The organism is Phycisphaeraceae bacterium, from assembly GCA_019636655.1.
In the GTDB taxonomy this organism is placed as follows: Bacteria; Planctomycetota; Phycisphaerae; order Phycisphaerales; family UBA1924; genus JAHBXB01.
Genome location: JAHBXB010000008.1, coordinates 28,032 through 46,101 on the forward strand (window position 1 = coordinate 28,032; position 18,070 = coordinate 46,101).

18 protein-coding genes and 2 tRNA genes are annotated in these 18,070 nt (G+C 66.8%); 9 read left to right on the forward strand and 11 right to left on the reverse strand.

Going from position 1 to position 18,070, the window contains the following annotated elements; translation table 11 throughout:
* Nucleotides 1-4: 4 nt before the first annotated feature.
* Entirely contained in the window at nt 5-727 is a 723-nt protein-coding gene (locus KF745_15270; protein ID MBX3359776.1) for a DUF2071 domain-containing protein, read from the reverse strand.
* Between the two features lie 225 nt (nt 728-952).
* On the opposite strand from KF745_15270, the gene KF745_15275 reads away from it, so the two are divergent.
* Together KF745_15275 and KF745_15280 are read left to right on the forward strand one after the other, a co-directional pair.
* Entirely contained in the window at nt 953-2,698 is a 1,746-nt protein-coding gene (locus KF745_15275; GenBank protein ID MBX3359777.1) for a S41 family peptidase, read from the forward strand.
* A gap of 157 nt (nt 2,699-2,855) precedes the next feature.
* Nucleotides 2,856-3,398: a lipid-binding SYLF domain-containing protein gene (locus KF745_15280; protein ID MBX3359778.1), complete on the forward strand. Its 543-nt coding sequence runs from the start codon at nt 2,856-2,858 to the stop codon at nt 3,396-3,398.
* 68 nt (nt 3,399-3,466) lie between these two features.
* Here KF745_15280 and KF745_15285 read toward each other — a convergent pair whose 3' ends face one another.
* Nucleotides 3,467-4,798, reverse strand: coding sequence for a dihydroorotase (locus KF745_15285; GenBank protein MBX3359779.1), 1,332 nt, complete (start codon nt 4,796-4,798; stop codon nt 3,467-3,469).
* Nucleotides 4,799-4,904: 106 nt separating this feature from the next.
* Here KF745_15285 and KF745_15290 point away from each other — a divergent pair.
* Nucleotides 4,905-4,979 (forward strand) — tRNA-Pro (locus tag KF745_15290).
* A 115-nt stretch (nt 4,980-5,094) separates the two neighbouring features.
* Here the strand turns inward: KF745_15290 and KF745_15295 are convergent.
* The 6 genes from KF745_15295 to KF745_15320 form a co-directional block, all read right to left on the reverse strand.
* Nucleotides 5,095-5,505 (reverse strand): DUF1398 family protein, encoded by a 411-nt coding sequence (locus KF745_15295; GenBank protein ID MBX3359780.1) that lies wholly within the window; start codon nt 5,503-5,505, stop codon nt 5,095-5,097.
* Between the two features lie 32 nt (nt 5,506-5,537).
* Entirely contained in the window at nt 5,538-5,993 is a 456-nt protein-coding gene (locus KF745_15300; protein MBX3359781.1) for a MarR family transcriptional regulator, read from the reverse strand.
* A gap of 286 nt (nt 5,994-6,279) precedes the next feature.
* Nucleotides 6,280-6,735 (reverse strand): SRPBCC family protein, encoded by a 456-nt coding sequence (locus KF745_15305; GenBank protein ID MBX3359782.1) that lies wholly within the window; start codon nt 6,733-6,735, stop codon nt 6,280-6,282.
* A gap of 39 nt (nt 6,736-6,774) precedes the next feature.
* Nucleotides 6,775-7,242 carry a VOC family protein gene (locus tag KF745_15310; protein ID MBX3359783.1) on the reverse strand — a complete coding sequence of 156 codons (468 nt, stop codon included), beginning with the start codon at nt 7,240-7,242 and terminating at the stop codon, nt 6,775-6,777.
* Nucleotides 7,243-7,295: 53 nt separating this feature from the next.
* Complete coding sequence (locus KF745_15315; protein ID MBX3359784.1) at nt 7,296-7,670, reverse strand: hypothetical protein; 375 nt, start codon at nt 7,668-7,670, stop codon at nt 7,296-7,298.
* A gap of 125 nt (nt 7,671-7,795) precedes the next feature.
* Nucleotides 7,796-8,140, reverse strand: coding sequence for a hypothetical protein (locus tag KF745_15320; GenBank protein MBX3359785.1), 345 nt, complete (start codon nt 8,138-8,140; stop codon nt 7,796-7,798).
* 49 nt (nt 8,141-8,189) lie between these two features.
* On the opposite strand from KF745_15320, the gene KF745_15325 reads away from it, so the two are divergent.
* The 4 genes from KF745_15325 to KF745_15340 all read left to right on the forward strand — a co-directional run bounded on the left by KF745_15325 (nt 8,190) and on the right by KF745_15340 (nt 13,151).
* The gene (locus tag KF745_15325; protein ID MBX3359786.1) at nt 8,190-9,614 is read left to right on the forward strand and encodes a hypothetical protein; all 1,425 of its coding nucleotides are present in this window, start codon (nt 8,190-8,192) and stop codon (nt 9,612-9,614) included.
* Between the two features lie 49 nt (nt 9,615-9,663).
* Nucleotides 9,664-10,272 carry a hypothetical protein gene (locus KF745_15330; GenBank protein ID MBX3359787.1) on the forward strand — a complete coding sequence of 203 codons (609 nt, stop codon included), beginning with the start codon at nt 9,664-9,666 and terminating at the stop codon, nt 10,270-10,272.
* 54 nt (nt 10,273-10,326) lie between these two features.
* Nucleotides 10,327-11,601, forward strand: coding sequence for a M20/M25/M40 family metallo-hydrolase (locus KF745_15335; protein MBX3359788.1), 1,275 nt, complete (start codon nt 10,327-10,329; stop codon nt 11,599-11,601).
* Between the two features lie 68 nt (nt 11,602-11,669).
* The gene (locus tag KF745_15340; protein ID MBX3359789.1) at nt 11,670-13,151 is read left to right on the forward strand and encodes an aminotransferase class III-fold pyridoxal phosphate-dependent enzyme; all 1,482 of its coding nucleotides are present in this window, start codon (nt 11,670-11,672) and stop codon (nt 13,149-13,151) included.
* An 18-nt stretch (nt 13,152-13,169) separates the two neighbouring features.
* On the opposite strand, the gene KF745_15345 is transcribed toward KF745_15340, so the two are convergent.
* A complete protein-coding gene (locus KF745_15345; protein ID MBX3359790.1) occupies nt 13,170-13,937 on the reverse strand; it encodes a hypothetical protein in 768 nt (255 codons plus the stop codon).
* A 51-nt stretch (nt 13,938-13,988) separates the two neighbouring features.
* Nucleotides 13,989-14,606, reverse strand: a complete 618-nt coding sequence (locus KF745_15350; protein MBX3359791.1) for a hypothetical protein — start codon at nt 14,604-14,606, stop codon at nt 13,989-13,991.
* Between the two features lie 159 nt (nt 14,607-14,765).
* Between KF745_15350 and KF745_15355 the strand changes: the two genes are divergently transcribed.
* Together KF745_15355 and KF745_15360 are read left to right on the forward strand one after the other, a co-directional pair.
* Nucleotides 14,766-16,139, forward strand: a complete 1,374-nt coding sequence (locus KF745_15355; protein MBX3359792.1) for a CinA family nicotinamide mononucleotide deamidase-related protein — start codon at nt 14,766-14,768, stop codon at nt 16,137-16,139.
* 106 nt (nt 16,140-16,245) lie between these two features.
* Nucleotides 16,246-16,317, forward strand: a tRNA-Gly gene (locus KF745_15360).
* A gap of 485 nt (nt 16,318-16,802) precedes the next feature.
* Here the strand turns inward: KF745_15360 and KF745_15365 are convergent.
* Nucleotides 16,803-17,918 carry a PA0069 family radical SAM protein gene (locus KF745_15365; protein ID MBX3359793.1) on the reverse strand — a complete coding sequence of 372 codons (1,116 nt, stop codon included), beginning with the start codon at nt 17,916-17,918 and terminating at the stop codon, nt 16,803-16,805.
* Nucleotides 17,919-18,070 lie beyond the last annotated feature (152 nt).

Below are 18,070 nucleotides of genomic sequence, written 5' to 3' on the forward strand. Positions count from 1 at the left end.
TGCCTTACCGCACCCGTTGCGGCGACCATGCGACCACGTCGAGCCGCTTCGCAAAGTGCAGCACCGGGGCGGGGCTCGGCAGCCTGCCGAGGTCGATCCCGAGAGGAGCCGTCATCGTGTTCATCTCAACGTGGGCCTCTGCCAGTTGCAGCGGCCATGGCGCGTGATGAATCTCCGCCCGGTACACACGCGATCGCCGGTCAGCCGCATACAGCCGATACCGGTCGGTGAAGAACGACTCGACCGATCCCGCCGCGGCCGAGAACGGCTCCGACACCGGCCGGTACCGGGCACGGAGGCCGGCCGGGTGCTCGCGGCGATGGGTCCGGACTGTCTCGTACTCGATCCAACCGTCCGCACGGCCCGAGCCGACCGCCCGGCAGCACATCCTGGCGTTCATATACCTCAAGTGGAACCGCCAGCGGGCCATGGCAACGGCGACCGGGTTGGCCGCGTCAAGGCTGAAGAAGTACACCCCCGGGCTTGGCCGCGAGGGCCCGTCCAGGCGAACGTACGTCCGGACGTTGATCTCGGGGAACGCCCCGAGCCACGGCAGCGCCGGAGCAAACCGGGGACGCACGCCGGACATGCGAAACGGCACCACGGCAAGCCAGGCTCGGCCCTGGGCGTCCGTGTCGATCACCAATCCCTCGGGTACATGCGGCCTGAGGGCGTCAGGAGATACCGGCCAGTGCATGAAGAGCAGGTCGTGCCACGTCATGGCCATCGCCCATGGGCCGCTGGGAGGCGGGTAAGGGCGACCGGTATGTGAGCTACGGTCCACGGGCATTGCGTGCACGGCCACATCTCGCCCCGCCGCCGAACCAGACTCTGGACCAGACGGTACCAAGTTCGCCCGGCGGGCGAAGAGCTCGGTGCCGGGGGTGCAAACGCGACGCTACCATGCGTTCGGGGAGGCCGGAACGGGGCTCGGGGTGGCTGGAGAGGCTCGATGCGCACGAGGCAGATGATCCTGATGCTCACGCTCGTCTTCCTGCTGGGGGTCTTTGTGAGCGGAATGACGCAGCCTTCGGGACGAAATGGCTACACGTTCCTGGATCCGCTCATCGAGGTCTACCAGATCGTTCAGGACAACTATGTCGACAAGCCCGACAACCTGAAACTGCAGACCGCCGCGATCAACGGGATGCTCGAGGCCCTCGATGATCCCTACACGCAGTACATCCCCCCGGCCGATCGGGCCGCCTTCCAGAAGGAGATGACCCAGCAGTTCGTGGGCATCGGCGCCGAGGTCAACACGCAGGGGGGGTACCTGACAATCGTGTCGCCCCTCGAAGACTCCCCGGCTTACAACGCCGGGATCAAAGCCGGGGACCGCGTCCTCGAGATCGAGGGCGTCTCGACGTTCAATGTCCCCATCGATGAGTGCATCGCGAAACTCACGGGCAACCCCGGCGAGCCGGTGCATCTCCTCGTAGAGCGGGGTGGACCGGGCGGCCTGCAGATTCCGTTCACCATCGTCCGGGACAAGATCGTCGTCAAGGCGGTCAAGGGGTTGCACCGCACCGACGGCGGCACCAAGTGGGACTTTGTCATCGATCCCGAACGTCACATCGGCTATGTGCGGCTCACCCAGTTCACCCCGACCGCCGCACGCGAGTTCGCCAACGCCCTGACCGAACTCAACGCCGACAAGGCGGGGACCGACGGGGGCCTCAAGGGGCTGATCATCGACCTCCGCGGCGACCCGGGCGGCGTGCTCGACGCCGCGCTCGCGATCGCCGACCTGTTCATCAAGGACGGCGTCATTGCATCGGTCAAGGGACGTGGGAACAACGAGGATGTCTACCGGGCCAAGGCCGACGGCACGCTGCCGGACTTTCCTATCGCGATCCTGGTGAACGGGCAGAGCGCCTCGGCGAGCGAGATTGTCGCCGGCGCGCTCTCCGATCACGATCGCGCGGTTGTCGTCGGGACGCGAACGTTCGGCAAGGGACTGGTACAGGCGGTGCAGAGCCTGCGGAAGGCCGAAGGAGGGCAAATCAAGTACACCGCACAGCGGTACTACCTCCCTTCGGGCCGACTCATCCAGCGCACCGACCAGTCCGACACATGGGGCGTGGACCCGACACCGGGCTTCTACATTCCGATGACCGAAGATGAGCAACTCGCCCGGCTCCTCGCCCGGCGCGACCGGGACATCCTGGTCGGCCCCCAGGCGACGCCCCCCGAAGGCGAGCCCCCGGCCGAGAGCGCAGGGGCCAAACCGGCCGAGCCGGCCCAATGGACCGATCCGAACTGGATCGAGACTGAACTGAAGGACAAGCAACTCGCGGGTGCGCTCAAGGCCATGCAGGCACGCATCGATAGCGGGCAGTGGACCCCACTCAACTCCACCACCCAGCAATCCGAGAAGATCAACCTCGCCGAGAAGCACCAGCTCGAGGTCGGGCGCGAGCGGATTCTCCGCGAACTGGCCCGCGTCGAGCGCCGGCTGCAGACGCTCGATGCCGTCGAGGTCGGCGATGCAACGACGCAAACCCCGTTGACCGATCTCTGGCCCAACGAGATCGATCTGGTTGGCGGACACATGGACGTGTTCGACAAGTCGGGCAACCTCATCCGGTCCTTGGATATCACCGGTCCCAACCTGGAGCGGTGGCTCATCGACGCCGACGTCAAGCCCATCGTCCCCGAGCCCGCGCCGGCGCCGACGGGGTCCGAGCCGAAGTCGTAACAAGTAACCACCCTGAAACCGGGAGCCGCAATGCCCGCCGCTCTCGTGGAACAAACCCTGACCGATGTTGGTTGCTCTTCGCAACGCACCACCGGTTCGGATAGACTCGTAGCACTCGACCGCATTCCGCGGCGGGGTTGCGTTGAGGAGTACCGCGATGAAGACGATGATTGTGATGGCAGCTGCGGTGGCGGGGGCGCTGGTCATCAATGGATGCTCGACGGCGCCGAGCAGTCCTGAGAAGAAGCAGGAGCTCAGCAGCAACGCACAGACGGCCCTCTCCAAGGCGAAGCTCGCCGACCCGTCTCTCCAGGCGTTCCTTGACAAGGCCGAGGGCTATGCGATCTTCCCGACCGTCGGCAAGGGCGGCGCGATCGTCGGCGGTGCCTACGGCCGCGGCGAGGTGTACCACAAGGGGGCCATGATCGGCTACTGCGATCTCTCCCAGGCCACAGTCGGGCTGCAGCTCGGCGGGCAGTCCTACACCGAGCTGATTGTGTTCCAGACCCCCGCCGCACTCGAAACGTTCAAGCGCGGCGACTTCGCCTTTGCCGCCCAGGCAACGGCCGTGGCCCTCAAGAGCGGTGCGGGTGCGAACGCCAAGTACACCAACGGCGTCGCCGTGTTCACCTTCGCCGAAGCCGGGCTGATGGCCGAGGCTTCGATCGGCGGTCAGTCGTTCACGTTCCAGCCCCTGTAGCGTTCCGAGCCGGGATACAGAACAGACGCGGGGCACCACGCCCCGCGTTTTTTCTTGCGCCGTCCAAGCTACGACGCCAGGCGATCCAGCCGGACCTCGCCGCCCACGATCGTCGCCACCGCCCGCCCCCGCACGCGCCGGCCCAGGAACGGCGTATTCGCGGATTTGCCGGCCAGGTCAGCCGCGGAGATCGTCCAGTCCAGGTCAGGATTGATGAGGGTCAGATCCCCCGGCCCGCCCACCGCCACGCGGCCAAGCCCCAGCCGACCAAGGCCGCACAGCGCGGCGGGTTCAACCGTCATCATCGCGATCAGCCTCGCCCACCCGACGACCCCCGGCGTCACCAGCGCCTCGATGTATAGGGCCAGCGCCGTCTCGAGACCGATGATCCCGAACGGCGCGGACTCGAAATCCAGCTGCTTGGATTCGGCGGTGTGCGGCGCGTGGTCCGTGGCCAGCACGGTGATGGTCCCGTCCGCGATCCCCTCGAGCATCGCGGCGATATCCAGCCGTTCCCGAAGCGGCGGGTTCATCTTGGCCCCGGTCCAGTATCCCCCGCCGGTCAAAGCCCCCGCCCCGGCCTCGACCTGCTCGTGGGTGAGCAGCAGGTGGTGCGGAGACGCCTCGGCCGTGACCGGTTGACCCTCGATCCGCGCCCTTCGGATGATCTCGACCGATCCCCCCGACGACAGGTGCTGCACGTGGTAGCGGCACCCCACCGAACGGTTGAGGCGGATATCCCGCTCGATGATGATCTCCTCGGCGATCCGGGGCCACCCGACCAGTCCAAGCCGCGTCGCGATCGTGCCGGCATGCATCGAGGCGCCGCGCGTCAGCGTCGGCTCCTGGCAATGCTGCATCAACGCCAACCCGGTCGGCTTGATATAGGCCAGAGCCCTGTGCATCAGCCCCGCGGAGGCGACCACGTCGCCGTCATCGGAGAAACCAACAGCGCCGGCCCGCGCCATCAGCCCGATCTGGGCCAACTCCTCGCCCTTGCGGGCCTTGGACACCGCCCCCACCGGGAACACGCGGCAGACCCCGGTCCGTTCGGCCTGCTTGAAGATGAACTCGACGACCGCATCATCGTCGATCGCGGGGTCGGTGTTGGGCATGCAGCACACCGTGGTAAACCCCCCGGCCACGGCCGCCGCGGTGCCGGTGGCGATGGTCTCCGCTTCCTCCTTGCCGGGTTCGCGGAGGTGCACGTGCGGGTCGATCAGCCCCGGGGCGACGATGCAGCCCTTCGCACTAATTACCCGGTCGGCGGGCGACCGAGCCAGAGCGTCCCCGCCGGAAACAGCCGCAATCCGGCCGTCCCGGATCGCGACATCCGCGAGCCGGTCCGTGTTGGAGGCTGGGTCGATGAGGCGGCCGCCGGTGATCAGGATCGAGGGCATGGTGGTGCAGGATACCGGGCGCAGGCCCGTGGCGAGAAATCCCGGAGGCCAGGTGTGTCGGGCTTTACGCTGTTGCGGCGACGGCCTACGCTCACCATTCACCAGACGGGGTGTAGCGCAGCTTGGTTAGCGCGTTTGACTGGGGGTCAAAAGGTCGGCGGTTCGAATCCGCCCACCCCGATTCAGTTAGCGAGATGGCCCCGGCAAGTGCCGGGGCCATCCGTGTTTACGGTCGAGTTTAATCGCGTCCTGTCACCCGGTCTGTTTCGGGCCGCGTTTGAACTTGCCATAGAGCGTTACTTGTTGCGATCGGCACCTGGAAACCACTCCGTGTGGATTTCGCCGTCGCGGCCGAAATACTGGACGCGCTTCCCGGTGATCTGAACAAAGTAGCCGACGCACCCGGCGGCGAGCGCCTGGCGTGTGAACTCCAAATACTTGATCTCCTCCCGCTGCGATTGTCGAACCGCGGCCTCGACCTTCGCCGCCGAGAAGACAATCGCGATCGGTCCATCCTCGTGCGCCATCGAGACGACGCACGACTGGCCCTCCGGCGTGTAGTAGGTGATCTCCTTGCGGGAATAGTCCGCGTGGTATCGCTCGATACCGGCCGCAACGAGGCGCTCAACGACTTGGCCAAAGTGAATCTTCCCTGACGCGGACAACGCGGCGCATTCCTTTGCCACTCTTGTCTGTTCACTGTTCATCTCATGCTCCTTGTGATGATAATGGGTCGTCTTTACTCGATCGGAACACCCGAGAATTCGCCCTCTAGGCTGATTCGCTTGAGGATCGCGAGCAATTCCGTTCTTTCCTTTGCTTCCAAGTGGCTAAAGAACTCGCGGTCGTTCAGATCCGCAAGTCTTGCCAGGACGGGCACGAGCTTTCGCCCCGACGCCGTCAGACTCACAATCTGGTACCTCCGATCAGATCGTTCGGAGCGGCAACGAACCAGGTCCTTGGCAATGAGTCGATCGAGTAGTTTCGATACCGCGCCCCGCGTCAGTCCGATCGAATCGGCCACGTGGCTGGGATTGAGACCGTCAGAATCGAACAGCGCACGCATCACGACCCACTCGGCCACGGTCACGCCGCGCGCCTCAACCTTCAGGCGGAATGCGTGCGACACGTGGTTCGAGACCAGCCGCAGCCAGTACCCCAGATGGCTCTCCAGCTTACTGACATGTACGGTCACCGATGCTCCAGATAGTTGCCTAGGAAACTATATCTCGCCTCCCATCCGTCGTCAAGGAGACCAAGGGCTGACGTCCGGCAGAGGCGGCCGCAGGAGATCAGGGCTTGGATTTCACGGTTTCGTGGGCCAGCAAAACCCGGGTTCCAGGCTCCCAAGCCCGAACTCCTTGCATAAAGAGTTCAACTGGCGTACTGTCACCCCGATTGGGTACGGCGGTTGTCATTCTCGCCGTACTTTACGTTCGCCCTCTGGGAGCTGCGGGGTAAGGGGGCGTTGGTTCAGTTGCCTACTCGCCATCCGAGATGTCTGCTTCCACCAGCTTCGCCAGCTGCTCCAGCGACTCCTGCCACCCCAAGTAGCACATCTCCGCCGGGATGACCGCGGGCACGCCTTCTTGCACGATATTCAACTCTGTGCCGCACGCCACCCTGCGCAGCGTCACCGTCACGGTCATCTCACCAGGCAAGTTCGGATCGTCGAACCGATCCGAGTACTGGATCCGCTCGTTCGACACGATTTCGGTGTACGTCCCGCCGAACGAGTGGCTCTTCCCGGTTCCGAAGTTCGTAAACGACATGCGGTACGTGCCGCCGACACGCGCATCGTCGTGATGCATCGTCGCCGTGAACCCGTAAGGCGGCAGCCACTTGCACTTGGCGCCCGCGTCCAGAAATGCCTTGAACACCCGCTCGGCCGGCGCGCGCAGCACGCGGTGCAGTCGGATCGTGTGTGTTGTCGTCATCGCCCGCCTTTCGCCGCTTGCCGCACGACCTCGCGGCGTCTACTTGAGTCCATCGCTCTCGATCTTGACCATCCCCATCATCGCCCGCATGGCCTTCGCGGCCTTCGCCTCGTCGGCGTCCGTGATCAGGTCGATCAGCAGCTTGGGATCAATCTGCCACGACACGCCGAAGTGGTCGGTGATCCAGCCGCAGGCGACAGGTGTGCCGCCCGCAGCGACGAACTTGTCCCAGTATTCATCGACCTGCTGCTGCGTGTCGCAGAGCACGGCGATGGAGATGCCCTGGCTGAACGTGAACTGCGGCCCCCCGTTGAGGGCCGTGAACGCGCGGCCGTCGAGCGTGAACTCAACGGTCATCACGCTGCCGGTCTTGAACGGCGACTGCGGCCCGAGGTCGGGGTATCGCGTGATGCGGAGGATCTTCGAGTTGGGGAAGATCGAGGTGTAGAACCGCGCCGCGTCTTCGGCCTGATCATTGAACGTCAGAAAGGTGCTGATTTGAGGCATCCACGATCGTACCCGGAGGCGCGGTCGCCAGCCTGATCGGACGACGAGCAAAATCAGCCCGCACGCCTGCCCCGCGCCAGAAGCCCGCATGCAAGGAAGAGCACGCCCGGCAACGCAAAGATCACAAAGTACGGCCCGCCGGGCGGCCTTCCGGTCAGCCCGAAGCTCAGCGCGTAGAACGCGGCCAGAGACAGGACCGTGAGCACGCCGCCCCAGAGTTCACGCCACCAGCCCAGGATCATCCCAAGCGAAACGCCGACGGGAAACAGCGCGATCATCCCCAACTCCCGAAGCGTCGGAACCCCCGGCTCCCCGCCGCCAAATGCGAACGCGGCAAGCATCCCGATGCTGGCGAGACTGCCGATCCGAGCCAACCACCGAAGCACATGGACGATGGGGCGGCCGGACGTTCGTGGCGTTGTGTGCATGACAAGGGCCTCCTTGAAGGCTCTCACTTGTTAGCAAACGCTAGTGCACAATTTCACCGGCATCAAGGCACCACACAGCCAGCGCGCAGGCGTGGCCAGGCCCGAGAGCGCGTCAGAGCCCTCGCTCAGTCCTTCACACCCTCGACCCGTCCCGCATCCGTGTACTTCGTTAGCGCCGCCGTCAGGTCGACGCCCATGATGTTGGCCAGCGTCGCCAGCCACGCGAGCACATCCGCGAACTCTTCCTCCAGGTTCTCACGCTGCTCCCGGGTGATCGGCTTGGTCTTTCCCGCCCGATTGTCGTGCAGCGCGGTCGCTAGCTCTCCCACCTCTTCCATGAACAGCAGGAACGTCCCCGAGGCGCCCCGCGCCGAGTCGGTCGCGAAGTACCGCTCCCGGATCAGGGACTGGAACGCGGCGACAGTCAGGGATGAATCGGGGGCCGGGCGGGAGGATGAATCGTTGGGCATCGTGCACGATACGCTTCCCCGCACGCCCCGGAGTTCGTCCCACGTCCCGATGAGCCCCCACGACGCACCCAGCCATCCCGCCGTCCCCGTCGCAACCCGCACGCCGTGGCGGCTGCTTCCCGTTGTCGCGCTGTCACTGCTCCTGCTCACCGGCTGCGCGTTTCAGGAACAACGCACCTCGCTCCGGGCATTGGGGGCCAACGGCCAATGGGGGCAGGCGCTGCGGATGCTCGAGGAGCCCAAGGTCGAGAAACTCTACGAGCCCAACAACGAACTGCTGCTTTGGCTCGACCGCGGCTCGGCGGCGCTGGCGGTGGGCGACCCTCGCCTGGCCATCAACCAGTGGGAGAAGGCCGAGGCGTTCATGGAGGCGCACACCGAGCCCAATGCCGGCGACTTCATCGGGCAGTGGGTCATCAACGACACCGTCACGGAGTACATCGGGGACCCCTACGAGGCAATCTACGTCAACGTCTTCAAACTGGCCGCCCAACTGGAACTCGGCGTGATCAACGGCGGCGCAAGCGTCGAAGCCCGCCGGGCCGCGTCGAAGGCCAACCGCCTTCGCGACAGGTACCTTGTGTTCCGCAAGGCGGTCGTCTCCGAGGGCGGGGCCTCCGCCGTGAGCGAACGAGAGTCGTCGGGTGCACCCGTCGGCGAGTTTGTGGAATCGACCCTCGGCGCCTACCTGACCGCCGTCACCTTCATGGCCGACGGCGATCCCGCGAACCAGGAAGTGGCCGCCCGGCGCCTGCAGGAGTCGATCACGGTCCAGGGGCCAGTGTACGGGCCGGTAAACGCGGCAGACTTTGACGGCCTCGGCTACCGGCGCCCGACGCCGCGCGACATGCTCGTGGTGGCCTTCTCCGGACAGGGGCCCACCAAGCGGGCCGAGAGTTTCGGACCAATCCCGATTTACACATGGCCGGTCTACTTCGAAATCCCCGTCGTTGTCCCCGGGTCGAGCGAGGTGGCGTCCGCCAGGGTGGTCATCGAACCCTCCGACCAGGCTGAAGGGGAGCCCGGGCCGCAGGCCCGCTCGGCGCCGCTGGCCCTCGTCGAGGACATGGGCCTCGTCGCCGTCGAGAACGACCGGCGACAGCAGCCGATCATCTACGCCCGAGCCTTCATCCGCTCCACGGCCAAGGCCGCGGCGGCGTTCGCGGCGTCCCAGGCAGTCACCCAGAACGGCCAGAAGGGGGGCTGGACGACCGCAGCGGCGATCCTCGGCGGTCTGGCGTTCGTGACGGTGACCGAGCGGGCGGACCTGAGATGCTGGGAACTGCTCCCCGGCAAGGCCCACGTCGGCCTGCTTGCGATGCACGAAGGCGTGCAGCGGGTGCGGATCGAATACCTTGCCGCGAGCGGTGGACTGCTCTATGCCTCGCCGTGGCGGATCATCGGGCCGGGGTCGTACGCGCCCGGCGAGAACGGGGCGGGGTTGCATACCGTCATTGAGCAGTACTGGCGGTAGGACCGAAGCGGTACAGGTACAGGCCCCCAGGGGCGTCCAGGAGACGGCGATGACAAGGTGCGTGATCGTGGCAGGACTGGCCGTGACCCTCTCGCTCGCCTGGCTCGGCGGGTGCTCGAAGAACATGACGGTGACGAGGACCGACCCGGAGAACGTCGTCGACCTCGACTACCGGTTCAACGCCGACGACGCCCGCGAGGTGTACAAGGCGACCGTGGACGACGCACTCTTCCGCAAGTGGATCGACAACTGGATGGGCTCACACGGCGGCGCCAAGCCGATCGTCGTGATCGGCCCGATCAAGAACGACACGCAGGACTACATCGTCACCGCCAACTTCACCGAAGAGTGGCAGCGAGAACTGCTGAACTCCGAGCGCGTACGGTTCGTCGCCTCGAAGGAGGACCGCCCCGACATCCGCGAGGAGCGGCAACAGGGTCAGGATTGGAACACCCCCGAGACCCGCAAGCAGATGCGGGCCGAGACCGGCGCCGACCTCATCCTGCTCGGCCGCGTCACCGACGACAAGCAGAAGTCGCTGGACGGCAAGCAGATCGTCGCGCAGTACCGGGTCGGTCTGCAACTGTGGAACATCGAGTCCAACGAACTGCTGTGGAGCGGCTCGAAGGAGATCAAGAAGCTCGCCCGCATCAACTGAGCCGCCCGCCGCGGGTTTCCGTGCAGTCGCCCGAGACAAGGACCGGTTCCTGCGATGCCACTGAGTTCCGCTGAAGAGTCCCTCTGCCGGCTGATCGCGTCGCGGCACGCGGCGATGGTGGAAGATCTCCGCCTGCTGGTGGCGATTCCCACCGGCCAGAACCACGCGCCGGGCCTCGACCAGACCCGGTCGGTGCTGACGTCCAGGCTGGCCGCGCTCGGGGCCGACGCAGAGTCCATCCCGGGCGACCCGCGCCCAGAGTGGCTGTATGGCGCCGGCACGTCGTCGCCCGCCCCCCCGACGGCGGTGTGCCGCCGTCACGCCGGGATCGCCGGTCGGGAGGTGCTGCTCGCCGGACACCTGGACACGGTGCACGACCCGGCCTCATCGTTCCGCGAACTCACGATCTCGGCCGATGGGAAGACGGCGACCGGGCCCGGTGTGGTCGACATGAAGGGCGGGCTGGTCATTGCGGTCCATGCACTCGAAGCCCTCGAATCGGCCGGACTGCGGCTCCCCTGGACCTTTTTGCTGAACTCCGATGAGGAAACGGGGTCCTACCACAGTGAGCGGGCGATCCGCGCCGAGTCGGCGCGCGTCGCGAGTGGGGGGGCTGGAGGCGCGGCAGGCGTTGGACTCGCGCTGGAGCCGGCGACCGCCGACGGAGGCCTCGTCGTCGAGCGATCGGGGGCCGGCCAGTTCATGCTCGAGGTCCACGGCAAGTCCGCCCACGTCGGCCGCGACTTCGCATCCGGCATCTCCGCCGTGATGGCCCTGGCCCGCTGCATCGTGGACATCGATCACATCTCCAATCCCGCGGCCGGGCGGATCGCGAGCGTCGGCCCGCTCCGCGGCTCCTCGGCGACCAATGTCGTGCCGGACCTCGCGTGCGCGTGGGGCAACGTCCGGTTCACGGATCAGACCGCCGCCGACGATCTGTCCAGCAGCCTCACGGAGATCGCCGAGCAACACTCCGGCTCCGCGGGCGCCCTCCCACGCATCACGGTCAAGACCTCGTTCATCCGCGCCGCCAAGCCCGCCGGCGAGGCGGTCATGCGGCTGGCCGAGGCCTATCGCGCCATCAACCTGGACCTCCCGGGCGGCCCGATCGAGGTGCCCTTTGCCAGAACCGCCGGCGTCTGCGACGGGAACGTCATGCAGTCAGCCGGGCTCGCCTGCATCGATACCGTCGGCGTCCGCGGCGGCGGCCTTCACACCCCGGAGGAGTGGATCGAGATCGATTCGCTGACCACGCGCTGCCAGGCCCTCGCGTTGCTGATGCTCAGGCTCCAGCCCGAGCCGGTGGACGCCGGACGATTCGGCCGATAGACAGGAACTACCCCCTCGGGACGCGAACAATCCGCTAGGCCTCACCCAGCGCACCAGGACCACATTGCATGACACCAGCCACCACCAAGCCCGCACCCGCCGCACCGCCGCACCCCGCCGCCACGATCGGTGATCAGATCCGATCGAGCCCCGCGGTGACGAAGGCTATCGACCAGATCGCTTCCGACATCCGGTCCCGCTCCGCGGCGATCACCGACGTCCGGCCGGCCAATCCGGCGCTGGCCCAGACATACGAGGCGCTGCTCAAGGAGGTCACCGAACTCCGCGGCCGGCCCCTGTACTACCCCTACCTCGGCTCCGGCGCCGGCAACGGCGCGCTCGTGGAACTGATGGACGGATCGGTCAAGTGGGACATGATCTCGGGCATCGGAGTCCACTTCTTCGGCCACGGCGACGACGGCCTCACTCGCGCAGCGCTCGAGGGCGCCCTGAGCGACACTGTGCAGAACGGCAACCTGCAGAGCGACTGGTCGCAGTACCGGTTCATGCAGTCCCTCGTGAGGCTGGCCAAACGCAGCAGCCGCCTCCGCTACGGGTTCGCCACGACCTCCGGCTGCATGGCCAACGAGAACGCCATCAAGGTCTGCTACCAGAAGAACCAGCCGGCCAGCCGCGTGATCGCCTTCCGCGACTGCTTCATGGGCCGGTCGGTCACGATGACGCAGATCGGTGATACCGCGGCGTACCGGGTCGGTATCCCACTCTCGACACAGGTGGACTACATGCCCTTCTGGGACGCCGCCGCCGCGCGCCGGATGGGCGAGGCCGAGTTCACGAAGATGTGCGTCTCGCACCTCGAGCAGTACATCGAGCGCTATCCCCGGCAGCACGCCGCGTTCATCTTCGAACTGGTGCAGGGCGAGGGCGGATTCAACGCCGCCCCGCGCGAGTTCTTCGTCGCGCTGATGGAAGTCTGCCGCAAGCACGGCATCGCCGTCTGGGACGACGAGATCCAGACCTTCGGCCGGACCGAGTCGATGTTCGCGTACGACCGGCTCGGCCTGGGCGAGCTGGTGGACGTCCTGACCGTCGGCAAGATGACGCAGGCCTGCGCGACGCTCTGGACGCAGGAGTACAACCCCGGTCCCGGGCTGATCTCCGGAACGTTCACCAGCTCGGCCGTCGCGTTCAGCGTCGGCGCCCACGTCCTCGAGCGGCTCGAAGGGGGCGGGTACTACGGCGCCGAAGGATCCAACGCGAAGCACTTCGCGGCGTTTGCTTCCCAGGTCCGCTCGCTGGCCTCAAGACGGCCGGAGTGGTTCCCGCCCGCTGTGGCGCCGTACCAGATCACTGACATCGTCGGCGGTAACGGCGGCATGATGCGGTTCACGCCCTTCGGCGGCGCTAAGGAGCGCGTCATCAAGGCGTGCACGCACCTGTACAACGAGGGCGTGATCGCGTTCTACTGCGGTCACGGCCCATACCACATCCGGCTGCTCCCTCCGCTGGGTGTGATGAAGGAGGCCGACTGGCCCCGCGTCTTTGCCCGGATCGAGAAGGGCCTCGCCGTCGCCGCGTCCCACGTCTGATCGCGACCAAGCCTGCCCTCAGTCCCCTTCCTCGTCCTCGTCGGGGCCCGCCTGGCGGACCCGGCCCGCGCCTTGTTCATTCCGCGCGCGAGCCGCCTCCCGGCATGCCTCGGCCAGGGTCTGGTGCAGCTTCTCGTGATCCGGCAGCGCCCCGAGGCGGTCGTACAGCGCCTGGACGCGCGATTCCGCGGGAGCCGTCCGTCCCACCTCGGCGATCGCGAAGTCCCCGAGCGACTCGTTCGCGGCAAGGAACCAGGTTCGATCAGGGAGGGTGTCTCGCCCTGCGGCGGCCGTCTTGCCGCGTGAAGCCTTCGAGACCTTCGCCGCCGGTGACTGCGGCGGGCGGACCCGCGTTCGCACCGTCACCGGGCCAACCGTGACGATCGGCCAGAGCCCGTCGCGCGTCGTCGGCTCCCGAACGGTGATGATCACCGGCACCTGCCTCCGGTCGGCCTCTTCGCGGAGCATCCGCCCGTCAACCCCGACCCGCGGTGGGCTGACCAGATAGCACCCGGGCTTGAGCTGCTGCGACGAAGGGAGCGCCCCGTCAACGACATAGACCTCCGCGGCGTCAAACGCCAGATCACGCTTCTGGCGCCGGGCCTCCTGCAAGGGAAGCAGGATCCGCGCCATCCGCTCGTAATCCGCCGCCGCTAGCGCCTTCGCCAGCGCCTCGGCGCACTCCTGCTCCGCATCAAAGTAGCGGCCGGCGACCAGATGACGGCTCGCCCGATCCATGAGTTGATCGAGCTTCGTCGACTCCTTGTCTCGACCTGATGGCGGCACGAGTCCCCTTCTCTCCGCGAAGACCGCGGCTGACGATCCGACGCGCCGAGGCTAGCCCGGCCGTATCACCCGGGCCATCCCGGTCAGCACCTCGCCCCACACGCCCGCCTGACCGTCCAGCTCGTACTCCAGCACATCCGCGAGCCCGCTCCAGTCCTTCGCCTCGATCGACCGCTTCACCTCCGCCAGTTGCACCGCAAGCCCCGCTGCCGCATCGGATACCGACGACCCGTCCGCCGTCGGTCCGGCCTTGAGCGTGGCAAGGTCCAGCCCGAGCAGAGCCGCCCCCTGGTCCACCACCGTCCGAACCTGGTCCCACACCGCCAGCGCGCTGGCCAGATGCCTCAGCCCCGCCTCAACCTCGCCCGCCTGCACCGCCCGCGCCGCCGCCTGCTGTTCCGCCCTCGCGCTGGCCAGCACCTCGGCCGCATCGGCCAGGGTGACCGCCACAAGGCTCCGCGGCTCGGCCGTCACAAACCGCACCTCGGCGTCCGGCCGCTCGTCCTCCGTCGGATGGTCCAGCAGGTCGGTGGCCATCGCCTCGCCATCGAGCATCGCCTCGACCACGACACGGCTGCGAGACTGCGCCGCCAGGCAGGCCGCGCCGACAGCCGCCGCGAGAGTCGGCCGCTCGATTGCAATCTCTTGGTTATCGACGTACACCCGCATGGCAGCCTCCGAAAGCCCCGTCACTGTATCGGATCTCGGCGCCCCCGGAGTTCCAGTCCCGTGAAGCCGGCCAGAGCGGCGACGGCGACGTCGGATCACTGGCTCCGTAGACTCAGCCCTCGCCCACACGGCCGGATTCGACCCCGGCGGGCCCACCGGATGAGCCACCCGAACCGCCAAACCCTTGCCGCGGTCATCACCACAGGCGATGAACTCGCGCTCGGCCAGGCCCTGAACACCAACTCCATGTGGATTGCCGACCGCCTCTGGGCCGCTGGTGTCGAGGTCATCGAGCACATCACGCTCGGCGACGATCGCGTGGGCTTGGCCGCCACCATCCTGCGGCTGGCCGAACATGTCGGAACGGTGGTCGTCACCGGCGGCCTCGGGCCGACCCCGGATGACGTGACCCGCGACGCGCTCGCCGATGCTCTCCGGGAAGACCTGGTCACCGATTTACGGGCCCTCGAGCAACTGGAAGCCCGCTTCCGCGCCCGCCGCCGGGAGCTGCCCGAGATCCAGAGGCGTCAGGCCACCCGGCCCCGGTCCGCCCAGTGCCTCGACAACGAGCACGGGACCGCCCCCGCGCTCTACGCCAGGCTCCCCGGGCTCGCCCCGGATTCCGGGGCCGACATCTTCTGCGTTCCCGGACCGCCCGGCGAAATGAAGCCGATCGTCGAGCGCGACGTCATCCCGAGAATCCGCCTCCCCGCGGGCTGGAACGTCCGGGCGAGATTCCTCCACGCAGTCGGCATCGGCGAGGGCGACGCCGCGGCCCGGCTCGGCGACCTCCTCGCACGCGGAACGAACCCGCTCGTGGGGATAACCGTCTCTGGCTCGGTTCTCACGATCCGCTGCCGATACGCCGGCACGGACGAGCCCGCGGCGGCACAGGCGGCGCTCGACACGATCGAGTCCCGCATCAGGGCCACGCTCGCGCCGCACGTCTTTGGATCGGGCGAGTCCACCCTGGAGTCGGCGGTAGTCCACGCCCTCGCCGCCCGAAGAGAGTGCCTCGTCGTCGCCGAGTCGTGCACGGGGGGCATGCTCGGCAGCCTGATCACGCGAGTCCCGGGATCATCCTCGGTCTTCGTCGGAGGCTGGATCACGTACTCGAACGAGTTGAAGATCGCTCATCTCGGAGTCCCCGCCGAACTCGTAGCTACCCATGGCGCCGTCAGCAGCCAGGTGGCCCGGGCAATGGCCCAGGGTGGTCTCCGCAGCCTTCACGCGGCAGGCCTCCCCACAGGCGCCCGAGTCGGCCACTGCCTCGCGATCACCGGTGTGGCCGGCCCCAATGGGGGAACGGACGCGAAGCCGGTTGGCACCGTGTTCATCGCTCACGCGTGCGGCGCCGCGGGCGAATCCGCAGAAACCAACGTTCGAAAGTTCCGCTTCAGCGGTGCTCGCGAAGACATCCGGCTCCGATCCGCCCAGACCGCTTTGGCCATGCTCCTCACGCACCAACCCGGGAACCCTGCCGCCTCCCCGCGGCTGCTCTGGGAGGTGACCGACCGCCCCAATCGGGCCTGAGGCACGGCTCGGTTCTCGACAGGAACCCCGCCGCTCGGCATGGCCCCGTCACCTCGCCCCGCCCTTGCTCCCCGCCTCCGTCCCAACGTATACTGACCCTCAAACCGCGGGCGTAGTTCAGCGGTAGAACGTCAGCTTCCCAAGCTGAATGTCGGGAGTTCGATCCTCCTCGCCCGCTTTGCGGAAAACTCTGCAGAATCACGTAAAAAGCCCGGCAATTGTCGGGTTTTTTCGTTTCCGGGCCGATCACGTTCGATCGTCGCTTCGCCGTGCGGCGCCGCACGATTCCGCCCTGTTCCGTGCTCCAACTGCTGGCAGAATAGCTGGGGATCGACCGGGGCAGCGTCCGTGTCCCCGTCGCCACGCCGGATCGTCCATCGGGGGCGATGCCGGGAAGGGGGCCTATCGCCGCCGCCGTGTATCGTTGAGCCGGGCCGTCGATCTGATGGAATACTCCTTGAACCAATCAGGTACATTGCAGCTTCTGCCCGTTGGTTGGCCGCCCTACGGCCTGACCAGTAGATCAACAAGATTCGCGAGGTGCCAGGCGAGGCGGCTGGGCTGGAGAAGTCGCTCCGGACGCTCATCGAACAAGAACATCGACACGATGCTTGCCGTGCTGCCCGGTGATGAACGCCACGCGGCCGCCCCATACACCAACCCTCAGAACAACCGCCCCTGCCCCCGTTCCGCTCGCGGAAGCGGCCGCCGGAACCCGTCGCTCCTGAGCGACCACGTGGGCTTGTCCAGGCCGAACCGCTTCTTGAACACACGGAATGCCTGCCCGATCTGGTCGGCCCGCGCGCCGACGCCTTTCTGCCGCTCGAAGAACCTCGCCGAATACAGCTCGCCGCCCCGTGCCTGCCGCATGAGGCTCTCGACCTTGGCCGCCCGATCCGGAAACTCCCGGGCGAGCCAGTCCAAGAACAATGCCTTGATCTGGTACGGGAGTTTCAGCAGCACGTACCCGGCTCCCGACGCCCCCTCGCCCGCCGCGGCCTCAAGTATCGCTGGGACTTCATGGTCGTTCAGTCCCGGGATGATCGGCGCGGTCATCACCGCCACCGGCACGCCTGCTCCTGTCAACTCTCGGATTGCCGCGAGCCGCTCCCTCGGGCTGCTCGCCCGCGGTTCCATTTTCGACGCGAGCCGGTTATCCAATGTCGTGATCGACACCGCGACCGAAACCGCCCGCGCCGCGGCCATCGGCGCAAGAAGGTCCAGGTCCCGCGTCACAAGCCGGTTCTTCGTCACGATCGAGAACGGCTGCATGCACTCGCGCATCACCTCCACGCACCCCCGAGTAATCCGCAGCCTCGCCTCGACCGGCTGGTACGGATCCGTCACTCCGGACATCGAGATCGGTTCTCCGTTCCACGCTGGCCTCGCCAGTTCATCGCGCAGGATCTCCGCAGCCTCCATCTTCGCGAAGATTTTGGTCTCGAAGTCAAGCCCGCTCGAGAGCCCGAGGTACTCATGTCCCGGTCTCGCATAACAGTAGATACATCCGTGCTCGCAGCCGCGGTACGGGTTGATCGTCCACCGCATCGGCAGATCCGGGCTGTCAACAGAGTTGATCAGCGACTTTGTCCGGTCGCGAAAAACCCGTGTGCGCACCTGCACCCCACCGGGCTGCTCCATCGCGATCTCGTCGAGGTGCTCCCCGAGCACGTGAAGCCGGATCGTCTCGAACCGATTCCCCGGATTCAGCCCGGCCCCGCGGCCACTCACCCGCCCAGCCAGCAGCCCATCCCTGAACTCCGAACCACTCGTCTCCATACCCAAACATATAACGAACTATGGGCTATGTCAAGTGGCTTCCGCGGTTCTGGATCACGTCGTTCCAGCCCACACTTGTGACACACTCGTGACCGCTGTACACCAAGGCACTCGGTACGTTCCATCAGGGGATTGAGGGCAAGGAGCGACCC

Coding starts and splice junctions, on each gene's coding strand:
- KF745_15315 (MBX3359784.1), bottom strand. CDS start 7,670: ATGCACACAACGCCACGAACGTCCGGCCGCCCCATCGTCCATGTGCTT.
- KF745_15285 (MBX3359779.1), bottom strand. CDS start 4,798: ATGCCCTCGATCCTGATCACCGGCGGCCGCCTCATCGACCCAGCCTCC.
- KF745_15335 (MBX3359788.1), top strand. CDS start 10,327: ATGCCACTGAGTTCCGCTGAAGAGTCCCTCTGCCGGCTGATCGCGTCG.
- KF745_15310 (MBX3359783.1), bottom strand. CDS start 7,242: ATGCCTCAAATCAGCACCTTTCTGACGTTCAATGATCAGGCCGAAGAC.
- KF745_15330 (MBX3359787.1), top strand. CDS start 9,664: ATGACAAGGTGCGTGATCGTGGCAGGACTGGCCGTGACCCTCTCGCTC.
- KF745_15305 (MBX3359782.1), bottom strand. CDS start 6,735: ATGACGACAACACACACGATCCGACTGCACCGCGTGCTGCGCGCGCCG.
- KF745_15350 (MBX3359791.1), bottom strand. CDS start 14,606: ATGCGGGTGTACGTCGATAACCAAGAGATTGCAATCGAGCGGCCGACT.
- KF745_15355 (MBX3359792.1), top strand. CDS start 14,766: ATGAGCCACCCGAACCGCCAAACCCTTGCCGCGGTCATCACCACAGGC.
- KF745_15295 (MBX3359780.1), bottom strand. CDS start 5,505: ATGAACAGTGAACAGACAAGAGTGGCAAAGGAATGCGCCGCGTTGTCC.
- KF745_15320 (MBX3359785.1), bottom strand. CDS start 8,140: ATGCCCAACGATTCATCCTCCCGCCCGGCCCCCGATTCATCCCTGACT.
- KF745_15340 (MBX3359789.1), top strand. CDS start 11,670: ATGACACCAGCCACCACCAAGCCCGCACCCGCCGCACCGCCGCACCCC.
- KF745_15275 (MBX3359777.1), top strand. CDS start 953: ATGCGCACGAGGCAGATGATCCTGATGCTCACGCTCGTCTTCCTGCTG.
- KF745_15280 (MBX3359778.1), top strand. CDS start 2,856: ATGAAGACGATGATTGTGATGGCAGCTGCGGTGGCGGGGGCGCTGGTC.
- KF745_15365 (MBX3359793.1), bottom strand. CDS start 17,918: ATGGAGACGAGTGGTTCGGAGTTCAGGGATGGGCTGCTGGCTGGGCGG.
- KF745_15270 (MBX3359776.1), bottom strand. CDS start 727: ATGGCCATGACGTGGCACGACCTGCTCTTCATGCACTGGCCGGTATCT.
- KF745_15325 (MBX3359786.1), top strand. CDS start 8,190: ATGAGCCCCCACGACGCACCCAGCCATCCCGCCGTCCCCGTCGCAACC.